This window comes from Metabacillus sp. RB-C-LZQ-3-1 (assembly GCF_058315175.1).
Genome location: NZ_JBZFLI010000013.1, coordinates 61,944 through 76,070, shown reverse-complemented (window position 1 = coordinate 76,070; position 14,127 = coordinate 61,944). Strand labels below are relative to the sequence as shown.

At 37.7% G+C, this 14,127-nt stretch carries 12 protein-coding genes; all 12 read left to right on the top strand.

What is annotated here, in order from left to right; all coding sequences use genetic code 11:
* Positions 1-339: 339 nt before the first annotated feature.
* The 12 genes from lspA to pyrE all read left to right on the top strand — a co-directional run bounded on the left by lspA (position 340) and on the right by pyrE (position 13,634).
* The gene (lspA, locus tag AC4GZ8_RS18685) at positions 340-804 is read left to right on the top strand and encodes a signal peptidase II (RefSeq protein WP_491083404.1); all 465 of its coding nucleotides are present in this window, start codon (positions 340-342) and stop codon (positions 802-804) included.
* Complete coding sequence (locus AC4GZ8_RS18680) at positions 804-1,718, top strand: RluA family pseudouridine synthase (RefSeq protein ID WP_491083403.1); 915 nt, start codon at positions 804-806, stop codon at positions 1,716-1,718. Before lspA ends, AC4GZ8_RS18680 begins: the two co-directional genes overlap by 1 nt.
* A gap of 199 nt (positions 1,719-1,917) precedes the next feature.
* Entirely contained in the window at positions 1,918-2,463 is a 546-nt protein-coding gene (gene pyrR / locus AC4GZ8_RS18675; RefSeq protein ID WP_491083402.1) for a bifunctional pyr operon transcriptional regulator/uracil phosphoribosyltransferase PyrR, read from the top strand.
* Between the two features lie 189 nt (positions 2,464-2,652).
* The gene (locus AC4GZ8_RS18670; protein WP_491083401.1) at positions 2,653-3,933 is read left to right on the top strand and encodes a solute carrier family 23 protein; all 1,281 of its coding nucleotides are present in this window, start codon (positions 2,653-2,655) and stop codon (positions 3,931-3,933) included.
* 191 nt (positions 3,934-4,124) lie between these two features.
* Positions 4,125-5,042, top strand: a complete 918-nt coding sequence (locus AC4GZ8_RS18665) for an aspartate carbamoyltransferase catalytic subunit (RefSeq protein ID WP_491083400.1) — start codon at positions 4,125-4,127, stop codon at positions 5,040-5,042.
* On the top strand, positions 5,026-6,312 hold the full coding sequence (gene pyrC, locus AC4GZ8_RS18660) for a dihydroorotase (protein ID WP_491083399.1): 1,287 nt from the start codon (positions 5,026-5,028) through the stop codon (positions 6,310-6,312). The genes AC4GZ8_RS18665 and pyrC overlap by 17 nt, the downstream gene beginning before the upstream one ends.
* Positions 6,309-7,394, top strand: a complete 1,086-nt coding sequence (locus AC4GZ8_RS18655; protein ID WP_491083398.1) for a carbamoyl phosphate synthase small subunit — start codon at positions 6,309-6,311, stop codon at positions 7,392-7,394. Before pyrC ends, AC4GZ8_RS18655 begins: the two co-directional genes overlap by 4 nt.
* Positions 7,394-10,606: a carbamoyl-phosphate synthase large subunit gene (gene carB / locus AC4GZ8_RS18650; RefSeq protein ID WP_491083397.1), complete on the top strand. Its 3,213-nt coding sequence runs from the start codon at positions 7,394-7,396 to the stop codon at positions 10,604-10,606. The genes AC4GZ8_RS18655 and carB overlap by 1 nt, the downstream gene beginning before the upstream one ends.
* Positions 10,603-11,388: a dihydroorotate dehydrogenase electron transfer subunit gene (locus tag AC4GZ8_RS18645; RefSeq protein WP_491083396.1), complete on the top strand. Its 786-nt coding sequence runs from the start codon at positions 10,603-10,605 to the stop codon at positions 11,386-11,388. Before carB ends, AC4GZ8_RS18645 begins: the two co-directional genes overlap by 4 nt.
* Positions 11,382-12,317, top strand: coding sequence for a dihydroorotate dehydrogenase (locus tag AC4GZ8_RS18640; RefSeq protein ID WP_491083395.1), 936 nt, complete (start codon positions 11,382-11,384; stop codon positions 12,315-12,317). Before AC4GZ8_RS18645 ends, AC4GZ8_RS18640 begins: the two co-directional genes overlap by 7 nt.
* Positions 12,289-13,005 (top strand): orotidine-5'-phosphate decarboxylase, encoded by a 717-nt coding sequence (pyrF, locus tag AC4GZ8_RS18635; RefSeq protein ID WP_491083394.1) that lies wholly within the window; start codon positions 12,289-12,291, stop codon positions 13,003-13,005. Before AC4GZ8_RS18640 ends, pyrF begins: the two co-directional genes overlap by 29 nt.
* Positions 13,002-13,634 (top strand): orotate phosphoribosyltransferase, encoded by a 633-nt coding sequence (pyrE, locus tag AC4GZ8_RS18630; RefSeq protein ID WP_491083393.1) that lies wholly within the window; start codon positions 13,002-13,004, stop codon positions 13,632-13,634. The genes pyrF and pyrE overlap by 4 nt, the downstream gene beginning before the upstream one ends.
* The last annotated feature ends 493 nt before the right edge of the window (positions 13,635-14,127 follow it).

Here is a 14,127-nt window from a genome sequence, read left to right as displayed (position 1 = left end):
TTGAGCTTTTTTATTGAAGGAAACGATAAAATGCATCGATTGTGGATAAGCGCTTAGGCATCCGCTTCGAAACACAGGATGTGTAAATGCAGTCGTTTAGGACGTCGCGTTTTTAGACTGCCTCTAGGGGTCTAGCCAATTTAGAATTGAAGGCAAAGAACGCCTTTTATTCTAATTCGTTTTATTTGCCCTAGGCTGATCAAGACGATTGCGCTTTTGTTCTCAAAATTGAACAAATTATGTTCGATTTCGTAACTTCTTTACGCTTTCTTTTTTGTTATGGTACAATTCATAAGGATAAACCTTGTACAAATTGAACATAGAAAGTTGGGGAAAAACGTGTATTATTACATAATTGCCGCTTTGATCATCATCATTGACCAACTAACAAAATGGTTAATTGTAAAAAATATGGAGATTGGTGATCATATTCCTGTTATTGAAAATTTCCTTTACATTACATCTCATCGAAACAGAGGAGCAGCGTGGGGAATTTTACAAGGACAAATGTGGTTTTTCTATATAATTACAGCGGTTGTCATCGCAGGATTAATTTATTATATCCAAAAACATACAAAGCAAAATAAGGTTATGGGTATTGCACTAGGTTTTATGCTAGGTGGGGCAATTGGTAATTTCATTGACCGTTTATTCCGGAAAGAAGTTGTCGATTTTATTAATACATACATCTTTTCATATGACTTCCCGATTTTTAATATAGCTGATTCTGCTTTATGTATTGGAGTTGGATTACTATTTATTCATATGTTGTTTTTTGAAGGGAAAGAGAAGGAGCAAGCTTAATGAATACGTTTGAATTACAAGTAAATGAAGAGTCTAAAAATGAAAGAATTGATAAGTTTTTATCCTCAGTTAATGAAGAATGGTCACGTACACAAGTACAGCTTTGGATTAAAAACGGACTAGTAAAAGTAAATGACCGCTTAATAAAAACGAATTATAAATGCCAAGTAGATGATAATATTACTGTTGAAATACCGGAACCTGAAGCATTAGACGTTAATGCAGAAGAAATGGATTTAGATATTTATTATGAAGATCAGGATGTTTTAGTTGTTAATAAACCTAAAGGGATGGTTGTACATCCTGCACCAGGACATATGAGCGGCACTCTTGTGAATGGTTTAATGGCACATTGTAAAGATCTTTCAGGTATTAATGGTGTACTAAGACCTGGAATTGTTCACCGTATTGACAAAGATACGTCTGGATTACTCATGGTTGCGAAAAACGATATGGCTCACGAATCATTAGTGCAACAACTCGTTGACAAAACCGTTACTCGGCGCTATAAAGCTCTTGTTCATGGAGTGATTCAGCATGACCATGGTACAATTAATGCTCCAATTGGACGTGATAAGGTTGATCGTCAGAGTATGACTGTTACGAATGTCAGCAGTAAAGAAGCTGTAACCCATTTTCATGTATTAGAAAGATTTGACCAATATACATTTGTTGAGTGTCAACTTGAAACAGGTAGAACACATCAAATTCGTGTTCACATGAAATATATCGGATATCCACTAGTAGGAGATCCTAAATATGGACCAAAAAAGACTCTGCAAATTAATGGACAGGCGCTTCATGCGGGGATCCTTGGCTTTGAGCATCCTAGAACAAAGGAATACCTTGAGTTTGAGGCACCATTACCAGATGAGTTTGTCAGTGTTTTAGAACAAATTAAAAATAATCGTTGACACATTTCTACATGTTTGTCATAATGTAAATAACTTAAGAAGAACCTTTAACACAGTCCCGTGAGGCTGAGAAGGAAAACGGATAAGACAACAGAGTCTATTATTGACTCGGTCTAATTATGTCTTCGTTAACCCTCTCACTGTAAACGGTGAGAGGGTTTTTCGTTTTCAGAGGTTAAGAAACGAAAGGAGAATGAGGATGTCTCAAAAAGCAGTTTTATTAGATGAGCAAGCAATCCGCAGAGCACTAACAAGAATCGCTCATGAAATCATCGAGAGAAATAAAGGAATTGAAAATAGCATCTTAGTCGGGATTAAAACAAGAGGCATTTATCTTGCGAATAGACTAGCTGAAAGAATCGAACAGATTGAAGGGAAAAAGATTGCCATAGGTGAGTTAGATATTACTCTTTATCGAGATGACCTGTCAAAAAAGACAGAGGACCAAGAGCCTTTGGTAAAGGGATCTAATATTCCAGTTGATGTAACTAATCAAAAAGTCATCTTAGTTGATGATGTTTTATATACAGGCAGAACAGTAAGAGCTGCTATGGATGCTCTTGTTGATATAGGAAGACCCGCCAATATTCAACTAGCTGTATTAGTTGATAGAGGTCATCGTGAATTACCAATTCGGGCAGATTATGTTGGCAAGAACATTCCAACATCAAGCTCAGAAAAAATTGTTGTTGAACTGAAAGAAGCCGACCAACAAGATCAAGTAACAATCCATGAAAATGAATAATTTTACCCTTTAAAGACTTGTCCAGAGAGGCAGCAAAGGGGACATAAAGATGTGGTCAACATATAGACTGCTTATCTTTTTGTACCTCTTTGCACTCAAAACAAGCAAAGAGGTTTTTTGTTTAAATAAAAACTTTTCTTTCAAACATACTAGCTACCAAAGAATGAATTCACACCGGAGGTTTAAAAAATGAAAGAAGAACAGATCGTATTAGATGTAAAAGATGCACCTAGACCATTTACCTGGCTTGCTCTAAGCTTTCAGCACTTATTTGCAATGTTTGGTGCGACAATCCTTGTACCGTTTTTAGTTGAGTTAGATCCTGCAGTAGCGCTAATATCAAGCGGTCTAGGTACTATAGCCTTTTTACTTATAACCAAAGGTCAAGTACCAGCCTATCTCGGATCATCCTTTGCCTTTATTACACCAATTATCGTTGCAAAATCATCAGCCGGCATAGGGGCTGCAATGGTCGGAAGCTTTTTAGCTGGCCTAGTATATGGAATAATAGCACTCCTTATCAAAGGAACGGGACATAAATGGATTATGAAGATTCTCCCGCCGGTTGTTGTCGGCCCTGTCATTATTGTTATCGGCTTAGGCTTAGCTGCAACAGCGGTTGGAATGGCAACAAACGATCCTGCAGGAGAATATAGCTTAAAATACTTTTCAGTAGCTTTAGTAACATTATTAATTACCATCTTATGTTCCATCTTCCTAAAAGGGTTTTTCAACTTAATCCCAGTCCTAATCGGAATTGCGGGTGGTTATATATACTCTCTAGTAATTGGTATTATTGATTTTAAAAGTGTTATCGAGGCGAAATGGCTTCAATTGCCAAACTTTGTTTTCCCTTTTGTTGACTATACACCAACCATCACACTTGACATTGTCCTGCTGATGGTACCGGTAGTAGTCGTAACAATCTCAGAGCATATCGGACACCAGTTAGTGTTAGGAAAAGTAGTAGGCAGAGATTATATCGAAAAACCAGGTTTACACCGCTCGATATTAGGTGATGGTGTAGCGACAATGATTGCGGCACTTATCGGTGGCCCTCCAAACACAACTTATGGTGAAAATATCGGAGTGTTAGCTATCACAAGAGTTTATAGCGTCTTTGTAATTGCAGGCGCGGCAGTATTAGCTATCCTTTTCGGATTTATCGGTAAAGTTTCAGCTCTGATTAGTTCGATCCCTACTCCTGTCATGGGAGGGGTATCCATCCTGTTATTCGGGATTATCGCTTCTTCTGGGTTGCGAATGATGATTGACAGCAAATTAGACTTAGGAAATAAACGAAATCTTATTATTACATCTGTCATCTTGGTCATTGGAATTGGTGAAGCAACTCTGAAAATAGGTAATTTCGACTTGCATGGTATGGCATTAGCTGCAATCATCGGAATCGTGTTAAATTTAGTACTACCTTCTGAAAGTGACGAAACAATAAATAAAGAAACAGCATAAGATTGGCTTAGATCTTTTAAAGAAAAGTCCAGAGAGACTTAAAAGGGTGTAAGGCAAACAAAGGTATATCTATACCTTCATTTGCTCTACCTAAAAACACCCTGATGTTCAAGTTCAGGGTGTTTTTTTTAAGAGAAGGCAAACTAGAAAAAAGCTTTTCTCTAAAAATAGGAATATAGGAGTGGTTGGGCATGTCAAACCTACTTATGATGAACCAGCTTTCAAATGAAGAAATACACGCAATTTTAGAAGATGCAGAACAATATCGACTTGGTAAAGGGTGGAAACCAACAAGTGCAGTATTTGTCTCAAACTTATTCTTTGAGCCGAGTACAAGAACACGCTTTAGTTTTGAAGTAGCTGAAAAGAAATTAGGACTTCAAGTTTTGAATTTTACAGCAGAACATTCGAGTGTTCAAAAAGGTGAAACCTTGTATGATACGGTAAAAACACTTGAAGCGATCGGAGCAAATGCAGTTGTGATAAGGCATCAACAAGATCACTTTTTTGAGGATTTGATTGATAAAGTTTCCATCCCGGTTATCAATGCTGGAGATGGCTGTGGCCATCATCCAACACAATCACTTTTAGATCTACTCACAATAAAACAAGAATTTGGTCATTTTGAAGGTTTGAATGTATCGATCCACGGTGATATAAGGCATAGCCGTGTTGCAAGATCCAATGCAGAAGTCCTGACAAGATTGGGTGCAAAAGTACTGTTCTCTGGCCCTGAGAAATGGCAAGATCCAACAAATACTTATGGTGAATATGTGGATGTTCATACAGCCATCCAACAATCAGATGTTGTGATGCTTCTAAGAATTCAACATGAAAGACATGAAGAAAAGGATCATGCAGAAGATTATTTAAAAGAATATGGATTAACGAAAGAAAGAGAAAGACAAATGAAAAAGCATGCGATCATCATGCATCCAGCACCAGTCAATCGTGGAGTTGAGATTGATGGAGATTTGATAGAATGCGAGCGTTCTAGAATCTTTAAACAAATGGAAAATGGCGTATTCACTAGAATGGCTGTATTAAAAAGAGCTTTACAACAAATTGAGCAAACTCAGGAGGTAATGAAACATGTTATTTGTTCTTAAAAATGGATTTATTTTAGATGAGCTTGGTGAGTTGAAAAAATCTGACGTAAAAGTAGAAGAGGGCAAAATTGTTGAAATTGGAGAGAACCTTTCGACAGATGGTTGTAAATTAATTGACGCAGATGGGCAACTTATCTCAGCAGGTTTTATTGACCTGCACGTTCACTTAAGAGAGCCGGGCGGAGAGCATAAAGAAACAATTGAAACAGGAACAAAAAGTGCAGCTCGAGGCGGCTTTACAACGATTGCGCCAATGCCAAATACTCGCCCGGTACCAGATACAAAAGAACAAATGGAATGGCTTCAAAACCGAATTAAAGAAACAGCAGTTGTAAAGGTACTACCTTATGCGTCTATTACAACAAGACAATTAGGGGAAGAACTAACAAACTTTAAAAGCTTAAAAGAAGCAGGTGCTTTCGCTTTTACTGATGATGGAGTAGGGGTTCAATCCGCTGGTAAAATGCTCGAGGCTATGAAAGAGGCAGCTTCGATTGGCGCAGCTATTGTTGCACACTGTGAAGATAATACATTAATTAACAAAGGATCTGTCCATGAAGGAGAATTTTCAAGAAAGCATGGAATAAACGGTATCCCATCAGTTTGTGAGTCTGTTCATATTGCAAGAGATATCCTTCTTGCTGAAGCTGCAGGCTGTCATTACCATGTGTGTCATATTAGTACAAAAGAATCTGTTCGTGTTGTAAGAGATGCTAAACGTGCCGGTATCAAAGTAACTGCAGAGGTTACACCACACCACTTGTTACTATGTGAAGATGATATTCCGGATCTTGATCCGAATTTTAAAATGAATCCACCTTTAAGAGGAAAAGCAGATCAAGAGGCGTTAATTGAAGGTTTACTAGATGGAACAATTGATTTTATTGCAACAGACCATGCTCCACACGCAGCAGAGGAAAAAGCAGAAGGCATGCAGCTTGCACCATTTGGTATCGTTGGGCTAGAAACAGCATTCCCACTATTATATACCCACTTCGTGTTAACGAAAAAATTAACATTAAAACAACTAATTGACTTTTTAACTATTGAACCTGCAAAAGCGTTTGGATTAGCAGGAGGCTCACTAAAAGTTGGTGAAGCAGCTGACATAACTGTACTTGATTTAAACAATGAAGCAAGCATTGATCCAAATGAATTCTTATCAAAAGGAAAAAATACACCGTTCACTGGCTGGAACTGTAAGGGCTGGCCAACATTAACAATCGTAGATGGAAACATTGCATGGGAAAAGGGAGGCATCACAGTATGAAAAGACAATTAATATTAGAAGATGGAACAGTATTTCTAGGTGACGCATTTGGAAGTGATAAAGAAAATTTCGGTGAGGTTGTCTTTAACACAGGGATGACAGGCTACCAGGAGATTTTATCGGATCCATCATACTGTGGTCAAATCGTAACATTAACATACCCGTTAATCGGAAACTATGGGATTAACCGAGATGATTTTGAAACAATTACACCTTTTATTAACGGATTTGTTGTAAAAGAATTTTGTGATTATCCTTCTAACTGGAGAAGTGAATATACAATTGATGAATATTTTAAAATGAAAAATATACCTGGTATTGCAGGAATTGATACTAGAAAGCTAACGAGAATCATTCGTATGCATGGAACGTTAAAGGGAGCAATCTGTTCAGCTGATGCAAACCCTGAAGAAGTGATTCAAAAATTAAAGGGAACGGAACTACCGACAAACCAAGTTCAAGTTGTATCAACAAAAACAGCATATCCTAGCCCAGGTAGAGGTCATCGTGTTGTATTAGTTGATTTTGGGATGAAACACGGTATATTACGAGAACTGAATAAAAGAAATTGTGATATCGTCGTTGTTCCACATAATATTACCGCAGAGGAAGTATTACAGTTAAATCCTGACGGAATTATGCTTTCAAACGGACCTGGAGATCCAAAGGATGTACCAGAAGCTATTGAAATGATTAAAGGTGTTTTAGGGAAGGTACCTTTATTCGGAATCTGTTTAGGTCACCAGCTATTTGCTCTAGCTTGTGGAGCTGATACAGAAAAAATGAAGTTTGGTCATCGTGGATCAAATCACCCTGTCAAAGAGTTAAGCACAGGTAAAGTGGATATCACTTCTCAAAACCATGGATATACAGTGAGGGAAGAATCTATTAAAGCAACTGATTTAGAAGTTACTCATATTGCCTTAAACGATGGAACAGTTGAGGGATTAAAACATAAACAATCACCTGCATTTACGGTTCAATATCATCCAGAAGCTTCACCTGGTCCAGAGGATGCGAACGGATTATTTGATCAATTTTTAACTATGATTGAAGCTAATAAGAAAGAAGGGGTTCTATAATGCCAAAACGTACAGACATCAATAAAATTCTTGTTATCGGTTCAGGTCCAATCGTTATCGGTCAAGCAGCAGAATTCGATTATGCGGGAACACAAGCGTGTATCGCGTTAAAAGAGGAAGGCTATGAAGTTGTTCTAGTAAACTCAAATCCAGCAACGATTATGACAGATACGGAAATTGCAGATAAAGTCTACATCGAGCCCCTTACATTAGAGTTTTTAAGCAATATTATTCGTAAAGAACGTCCAGATGCTCTTGTTCCAACGCTTGGTGGCCAAACAGGGTTAAATCTAGCAGTTGAGCTTGCTGAATCTGGTGTACTTGAAGAATGTGGAGTAGAAATTTTAGGAACAAAACTTTCAGCGATTAAGCAAGCAGAGGATCGTGATCTTTTTAGACAATTAATGAATGAATTAAATGAACCTGTACCTGAAAGTGAAATCATTCATAATTTAGAGGAAGCAAAAGCGTTTGTTAATCAAATTGGGTATCCAGTTATCGTTAGACCAGCTTATACATTAGGTGGAACTGGTGGCGGAATTTGTGAAAACGAAGAAGAACTTATTGAAATTGTGACAAGTGGTTTGAAAAACAGCCCTGTCACACAATGTTTATTAGAAAAAAGTATTGCAGGTTTCAAGGAAATCGAATATGAAGTGATGCGTGATTCAAGTGACCATGCGATCGTTGTTTGTAATATGGAAAACTTTGATCCAGTTGGTGTTCACACTGGTGACTCGATTGTATTTGCACCTAGTCAAACGCTAAGTGATCGTGAATATCAATTATTACGCAATGTCTCATTAAAGATCATACGTGCGTTAAAAATCGAAGGTGGATGTAATGTTCAGCTAGCACTTGACCCTCATAGCTTCAACTACTATATTATCGAGGTTAACCCGCGTGTAAGTAGATCTTCTGCACTTGCTTCAAAGGCAACAGGTTACCCGATTGCCAAGCTTGCGGCGAAAATCGCTGTTGGTCTTACACTAGATGAAATGAAAAACCCTGTTACAGGTCGAACATATGCATGCTTTGAGCCGGCATTAGATTATATTGTGTCAAAAATACCTCGTTGGCCATTTGATAAATTTGAATCAGCAAACCGTCACTTAGGTACACAAATGAAAGCAACTGGAGAAGTTATGGCCATTGGTCGTACACTTGAAGAATCACTATTAAAAGCTGTTCGTTCATTAGAATCAGATGTTGATTACCTACGTTTAAAAGATGCTGACCAGTTCACGGATGAGTTAATCGAAAAACGAATTCGTAAAGCAGGAGATGAACGATTATTCTACATCGCAGAAGCATTTAGAAGAGGTGTCACAAAAGAAACGATCAATGAATGGAGTAAAATTGATCTATTCTTCTTAATGAAAATTGAAAAGATCATTTCTCAAGAAAAACATATACAAGAAAATCCATATGAACTTACAACACTACAAACAGCCAAGGAAATGGGCTTTGCAGATTCAGAGATTGCAAGACTATGGAATACAAATGATCGTGAAGTTTATGAGCTACGTAAACAGGCTGATATTATCCCAGTCTACAAAATGGTTGATACATGTGCAGCAGAGTTTGAATCTGCAACACCTTACTTCTATGGTTCTTATGAGGATGAAAACGAATCGATTGTTACTGATCGCGAAAGTGTTGTTGTCCTTGGTTCAGGTCCAATCCGTATCGGGCAAGGTGTAGAATTTGATTACGCAACGGTTCACTCAGTATGGGCAATCAAAGAAGCTGGTTATGAAGCGATCATCGTAAATAACAATCCTGAAACAGTATCAACAGACTTCAGTATTTCAGACAAGCTTTACTTTGAACCACTTACAATTGAAGATGTGATGCATATCATCGATCTTGAAAAGCCTAAAGGTGTTGTTGTCCAATTTGGCGGTCAAACAGCAATTAACTTAGCTGATGAACTTCAAGCTCGAGGAGTTAAAATTCTTGGTACATCACTTGAAGACTTAGATCGCGCTGAAGATCGTGACAAATTTGAACATACACTAGCAACATTAGGTATTCCTCAGCCGCTTGGTAAAACAGCTACTTCTGTGGAACAGGCTGTTAAAATAGCTGAGGGAATTGGTTACCCGGTATTAGTTAGACCTTCTTACGTACTAGGCGGTCGTGCGATGGAAATTGTTTACCAAGAAGCAGAACTTTTACACTATATGAATAATGCTGTAAAAATTAATCCGCAGCATCCAGTATTAATTGATAAGTATTTAACAGGGAAGGAAATTGAAGTTGATGCTATTTCAGACGGAGAAACAGTATTAATCCCGGGAATTATGGAACATATTGAACGTGCAGGAGTTCACTCTGGAGATTCAATTGCAGTATATCCTCCACAATCTTTATCTGAAGAAATTAAAAACAGCATCATTGATTATACAATTAAATTAGCAAAAGGTTTAAACATCATTGGACTCTTAAACATCCAATTTGTTTTATCAAAAGGTGAGGTTTTCGTCCTGGAAGTTAACCCGCGTTCAAGCCGTACGGTACCATTTTTAAGCAAAATTACTGGAGTGCCAATGGCAAACCTAGCAACTAAGGTGATCCTTGGAGCAAAGTTGACCGATCTTGGCTATGAAACAGGCTTATACCATGAGAGTGAGGGTGTATATGTAAAAGCTCCTGTCTTCTCATTTGCGAAATTACGCCGAGTTGACATTACATTAGGACCAGAAATGAAATCAACTGGTGAGGTAATGGGGAAAGATGTGACCCTTGAAAAAGCTCTTTACAAAGCTCTAGTTGCTTCTGGTATCCAAATTAAAAATCATGGCTCTGTTTTATTAACAGTAGCGGACAAAGATAAAGAAGAAGGCTTAGAGATTGCAAGAAGATTCCATCAAATTGGCTATCAAATTCTAGCAACCAGCGGTACGGCAAGTTATTTAAAAACATATAACATTCCAGCAAAAGTAGTAAACAAAATTGGAGCAGAAGAACCAAGTTTATTAGAAGTTATTCGAAAAGGTGAAGCCCAGTTTGTGATCAACACGTTAACAAAAGGAAAACAACCAGCAAGAGACGGCTTTAAAATTCGCCGTGAATCAGTAGAAAATGGTATTCCATGTTTAACATCTTTAGATACAGCTGTAGCGATTTTACGAGTTCTTGAATCCATGACATTCTCTACAGATACAATGCCAAAGATCAACAAGCAGCTAGAGGTGAGCTTAACGTGATAAAAAAAGAACAGATGGTTGTGACAAAGCATGAAAAAATAGCAGAACAGATTTTTCAACTAACACTACAAGGTGATCTTGTGTTAGAAATGGGAAACCCTGGTCAGTTCGTACACTTAAAGGTATCAGAAGGAGCTACACCACTCTTAAGAAGACCGATTAGCATCTCTGAGATTAATAAAGAACAAAAGCAATTTACGATGATTTACCGTGCTGAAGGAGCTGGAACACAGCTCCTCTCTAAAAAAACAGTAGAAAATGTAGTCGATGTACTAGGTCCATTAGGAAACGGTTTTCCAATTGACCAAATGGAAAGTGGTCAGACTGCGTTGCTAGTTGGCGGTGGAATTGGAGTTCCTCCATTACTAGAATTATCGAGACAATTGGTAAAAAAAGGTGTTAACGTACAGCATGTTTTAGGATTCCAATCCAAACAAGCAGTTTTTTTAGAAGAAGAGTTTTCTAAATTGGGAGAGACAATCATTACAACTGACGATGGTTCCTATGGTTATAAGGGATTTGTAACAGATGCTATTAAAGATCATAGCCTAAAGTTCGACACGATGTATACATGTGGGCCTACACCAATGCTAAGAGCATTAGAAAAACTTCATGGACATAAACCACTATTTTTATCTTTAGAGGAACGAATGGGTTGTGGTGTTGGAGCATGTTTCGCTTGTGTATGTCACACAGGTGATGATCCAACAGGAACAACATATAAGAAAGTATGTAGTGATGGGCCGGTATTTAAGGCTGGAGAGGTGGTTTTATCATGCTAGACATCCAATTACCTGGTTTATCATTAAAAAACCCAATTATGCCAGCTTCAGGTTGCTTCGGCTTTGGAAGAGAATACAGTCAATTTTATAATTTAAGTCAGCTTGGCTCTATCATGATTAAAGCTAGTACCCAAGAGCCTCGCTTTGGAAACCCAACTCCTCGTGTAGCTGAAACTGAAGCTGGTATGTTGAATGCGATCGGGCTTCAAAATCCAGGTGTTGAAAAGGTCATGTCAGAAGAACTAACTTGGCTTAATCAGTATGATGTACCAATTATTGCGAATGTAGCTGGCTCACAAATAGAGGATTATGTATATGTGGCAGAAAAAATTAGTCAGGCTCCAAATGTTCATGCACTTGAGTTGAACATTTCATGCCCCAATGTAAAAACTGGTGGAATTGCATTTGGAACAATTCCTGAGGTAGCGGCACAGCTTACGAAAGCAGTAAAAGAAGTGTCTGCTGTCCCTGTATATGTTAAGCTGTCACCAAATGTTTCAAATATTGTTGAAATGGCAAAAGCAATTGAGCAAGCTGGTGCAGATGGCTTAACAATGATCAACACACTTATTGGCATGAGACTTGATCTAAAAACAGGCAGACCAGTTATTGCAAACAAAACCGGTGGATTATCAGGTCCTGCCATTAAGCCAGTTGCTATTCGTATGATATATGAAGTTAGCCAGGCTGTTAATATTCCAATCATTGGGATGGGCGGCGTACAAAATGTGGACGATGTCATTGAATTTTTATATGCTGGAGCAAGTGCAGTTGCTGTTGGTACAGCTAATTTTGTTAACCCTTATGTCTGTCCGGAGATTATCGAACAGCTGCCTGCAAGGCTGCAAGAACTTGGTTTTGAGCATGTAACAGAATGTGTTGGAAGGAGTTGGAAGGTGAATGGGAAGACCCCTCATTATAGCTCTTGATTTTCAAGATCGTCAAGAAGTAGATCATTTTCTGCAGCAATTTGAAAATGAAACACTATATGTGAAAGTAGGCATGGAATTGTTCTATCAAGAAGGTCCATCGATTATTTCACATATCAAACAATTAGGACACAAAATCTTCCTTGACTTGAAACTCCATGATATCCCAAATACTGTTAAACAGGCGATGCGTGGATTAGCTAAGCTTGAAGTTGATTTAGTCAATGTTCATGCTGCAGGTGGAAAAAAGATGATGCAGGCAGCAATTGAAGGCTTAGAAGCAGGTACACCTGAAGGAAAAAAACGTCCTTTATGTATTGCTGTTACTCAACTAACAAGTACTTCTCAAACAATGGTAGAAGAAGAGCTTTTGATTAAAGAAGATATAAATGATGTTGTTCTTCATTATGCTCAAATGGCGAAGGAAAGCGGGCTAGAAGGGGTCGTTTGCTCAACACATGAGGTTGAACGTCTTCATCAGAAGCTAGGAACTTCTTTTATGACAGTTACCCCAGGTATTCGGATGAAAAATGATTCGTCAGATGATCAAACTAGAATTGCAACCCCTGATCAGGCGCGACGTTTAGGGTCAACAGCCATTGTTGTAGGTAGAAGTATTACAAAGGCAACGAATCCTTATGAAGCATATGTAAATGTAAAAAAAGCATGGGAGGAAATCGGGGAATGAAACAAACAATCGCAAAACATCTATTAGAAATCAAGGCAGTATATCTACAACCAAATGATCCTTTTACATGGTCAAGCGGGTTAAAATCACCTATCTACTGCGATAATCGCCTAACTCTCTCATTCCCTTCTATAAGAACAGATATAGCAGAAGGTCTTGCTTCTTTAATCAAAGATTATTACCCTGGGGTAGAGGTAGTAGCTGGTACTGCCACAGCAGGTATCCCACATGCAGCTTGGGTAAGTGATAAATTAGATTTACCAATGTGTTATGTACGTAGTAAGGCAAAGGGACATGGTAAGGGAAATCAGATTGAAGGTAAAGTTTCAGAAACTCAAAAAGTTGTAGTTGTCGAAGATTTAATTTCAACTGGTGGTAGTGCTATTACAGCAGTAGAGGCTCTTCGTGCAGCTGGCTGTGAAGTCCTTGGGATCGTATCGATCTTTACATACGATCTTGCCCTAGGAAAATCTAAATTAAATGAAGCGAATATAAAATCTCACTCTTTATGTGACTACGATACCCTTGTTGAAGTTGCTGCAAAAGAAGGGTATGTAACAGAACAAGATATTAACAAGCTAAAAATGTGGAGAGAAGATCCATCTTCAGAAAAATGGCTTGAGGCATAATTCTAGCATATATTATAAAAATAAGCGTTTTGTCGTGTGAACAAAACGCTTATTAAAGTTATGCTTAATTGTTAATGGTTAAGGCTAAAAAAGCAAAGGAGCTTGCGGCACATAATAAAAAAATAAAATTATAGATCGAATGAAGCCACTGTTTTGGCGTGTTTATTTTATTCAATACATACAATAAACCTATTCCTAATACTGAAAATACAAACGAGCTCCTAATGGTTTTAAGTTGATACAAAATTGCAGGATCTGGCTTGTACATTAAAACATGTGCCATGAAAAGACAAAAGAAATAAAAGGAAATCATTACAAAGATCAAATCTATGACAAACATCCCCATATAACTCCTCCTTCTTATCTTCAAAAGATATGAAGTTTCATATGAAAACATGAAATGAAGAATAAAAGTTGATAAAAAAATTAATCCGATCAATAAACTCGGGTTGACATTTGTTAAAATTATGCTAAAATTTTGAATTAATATGAT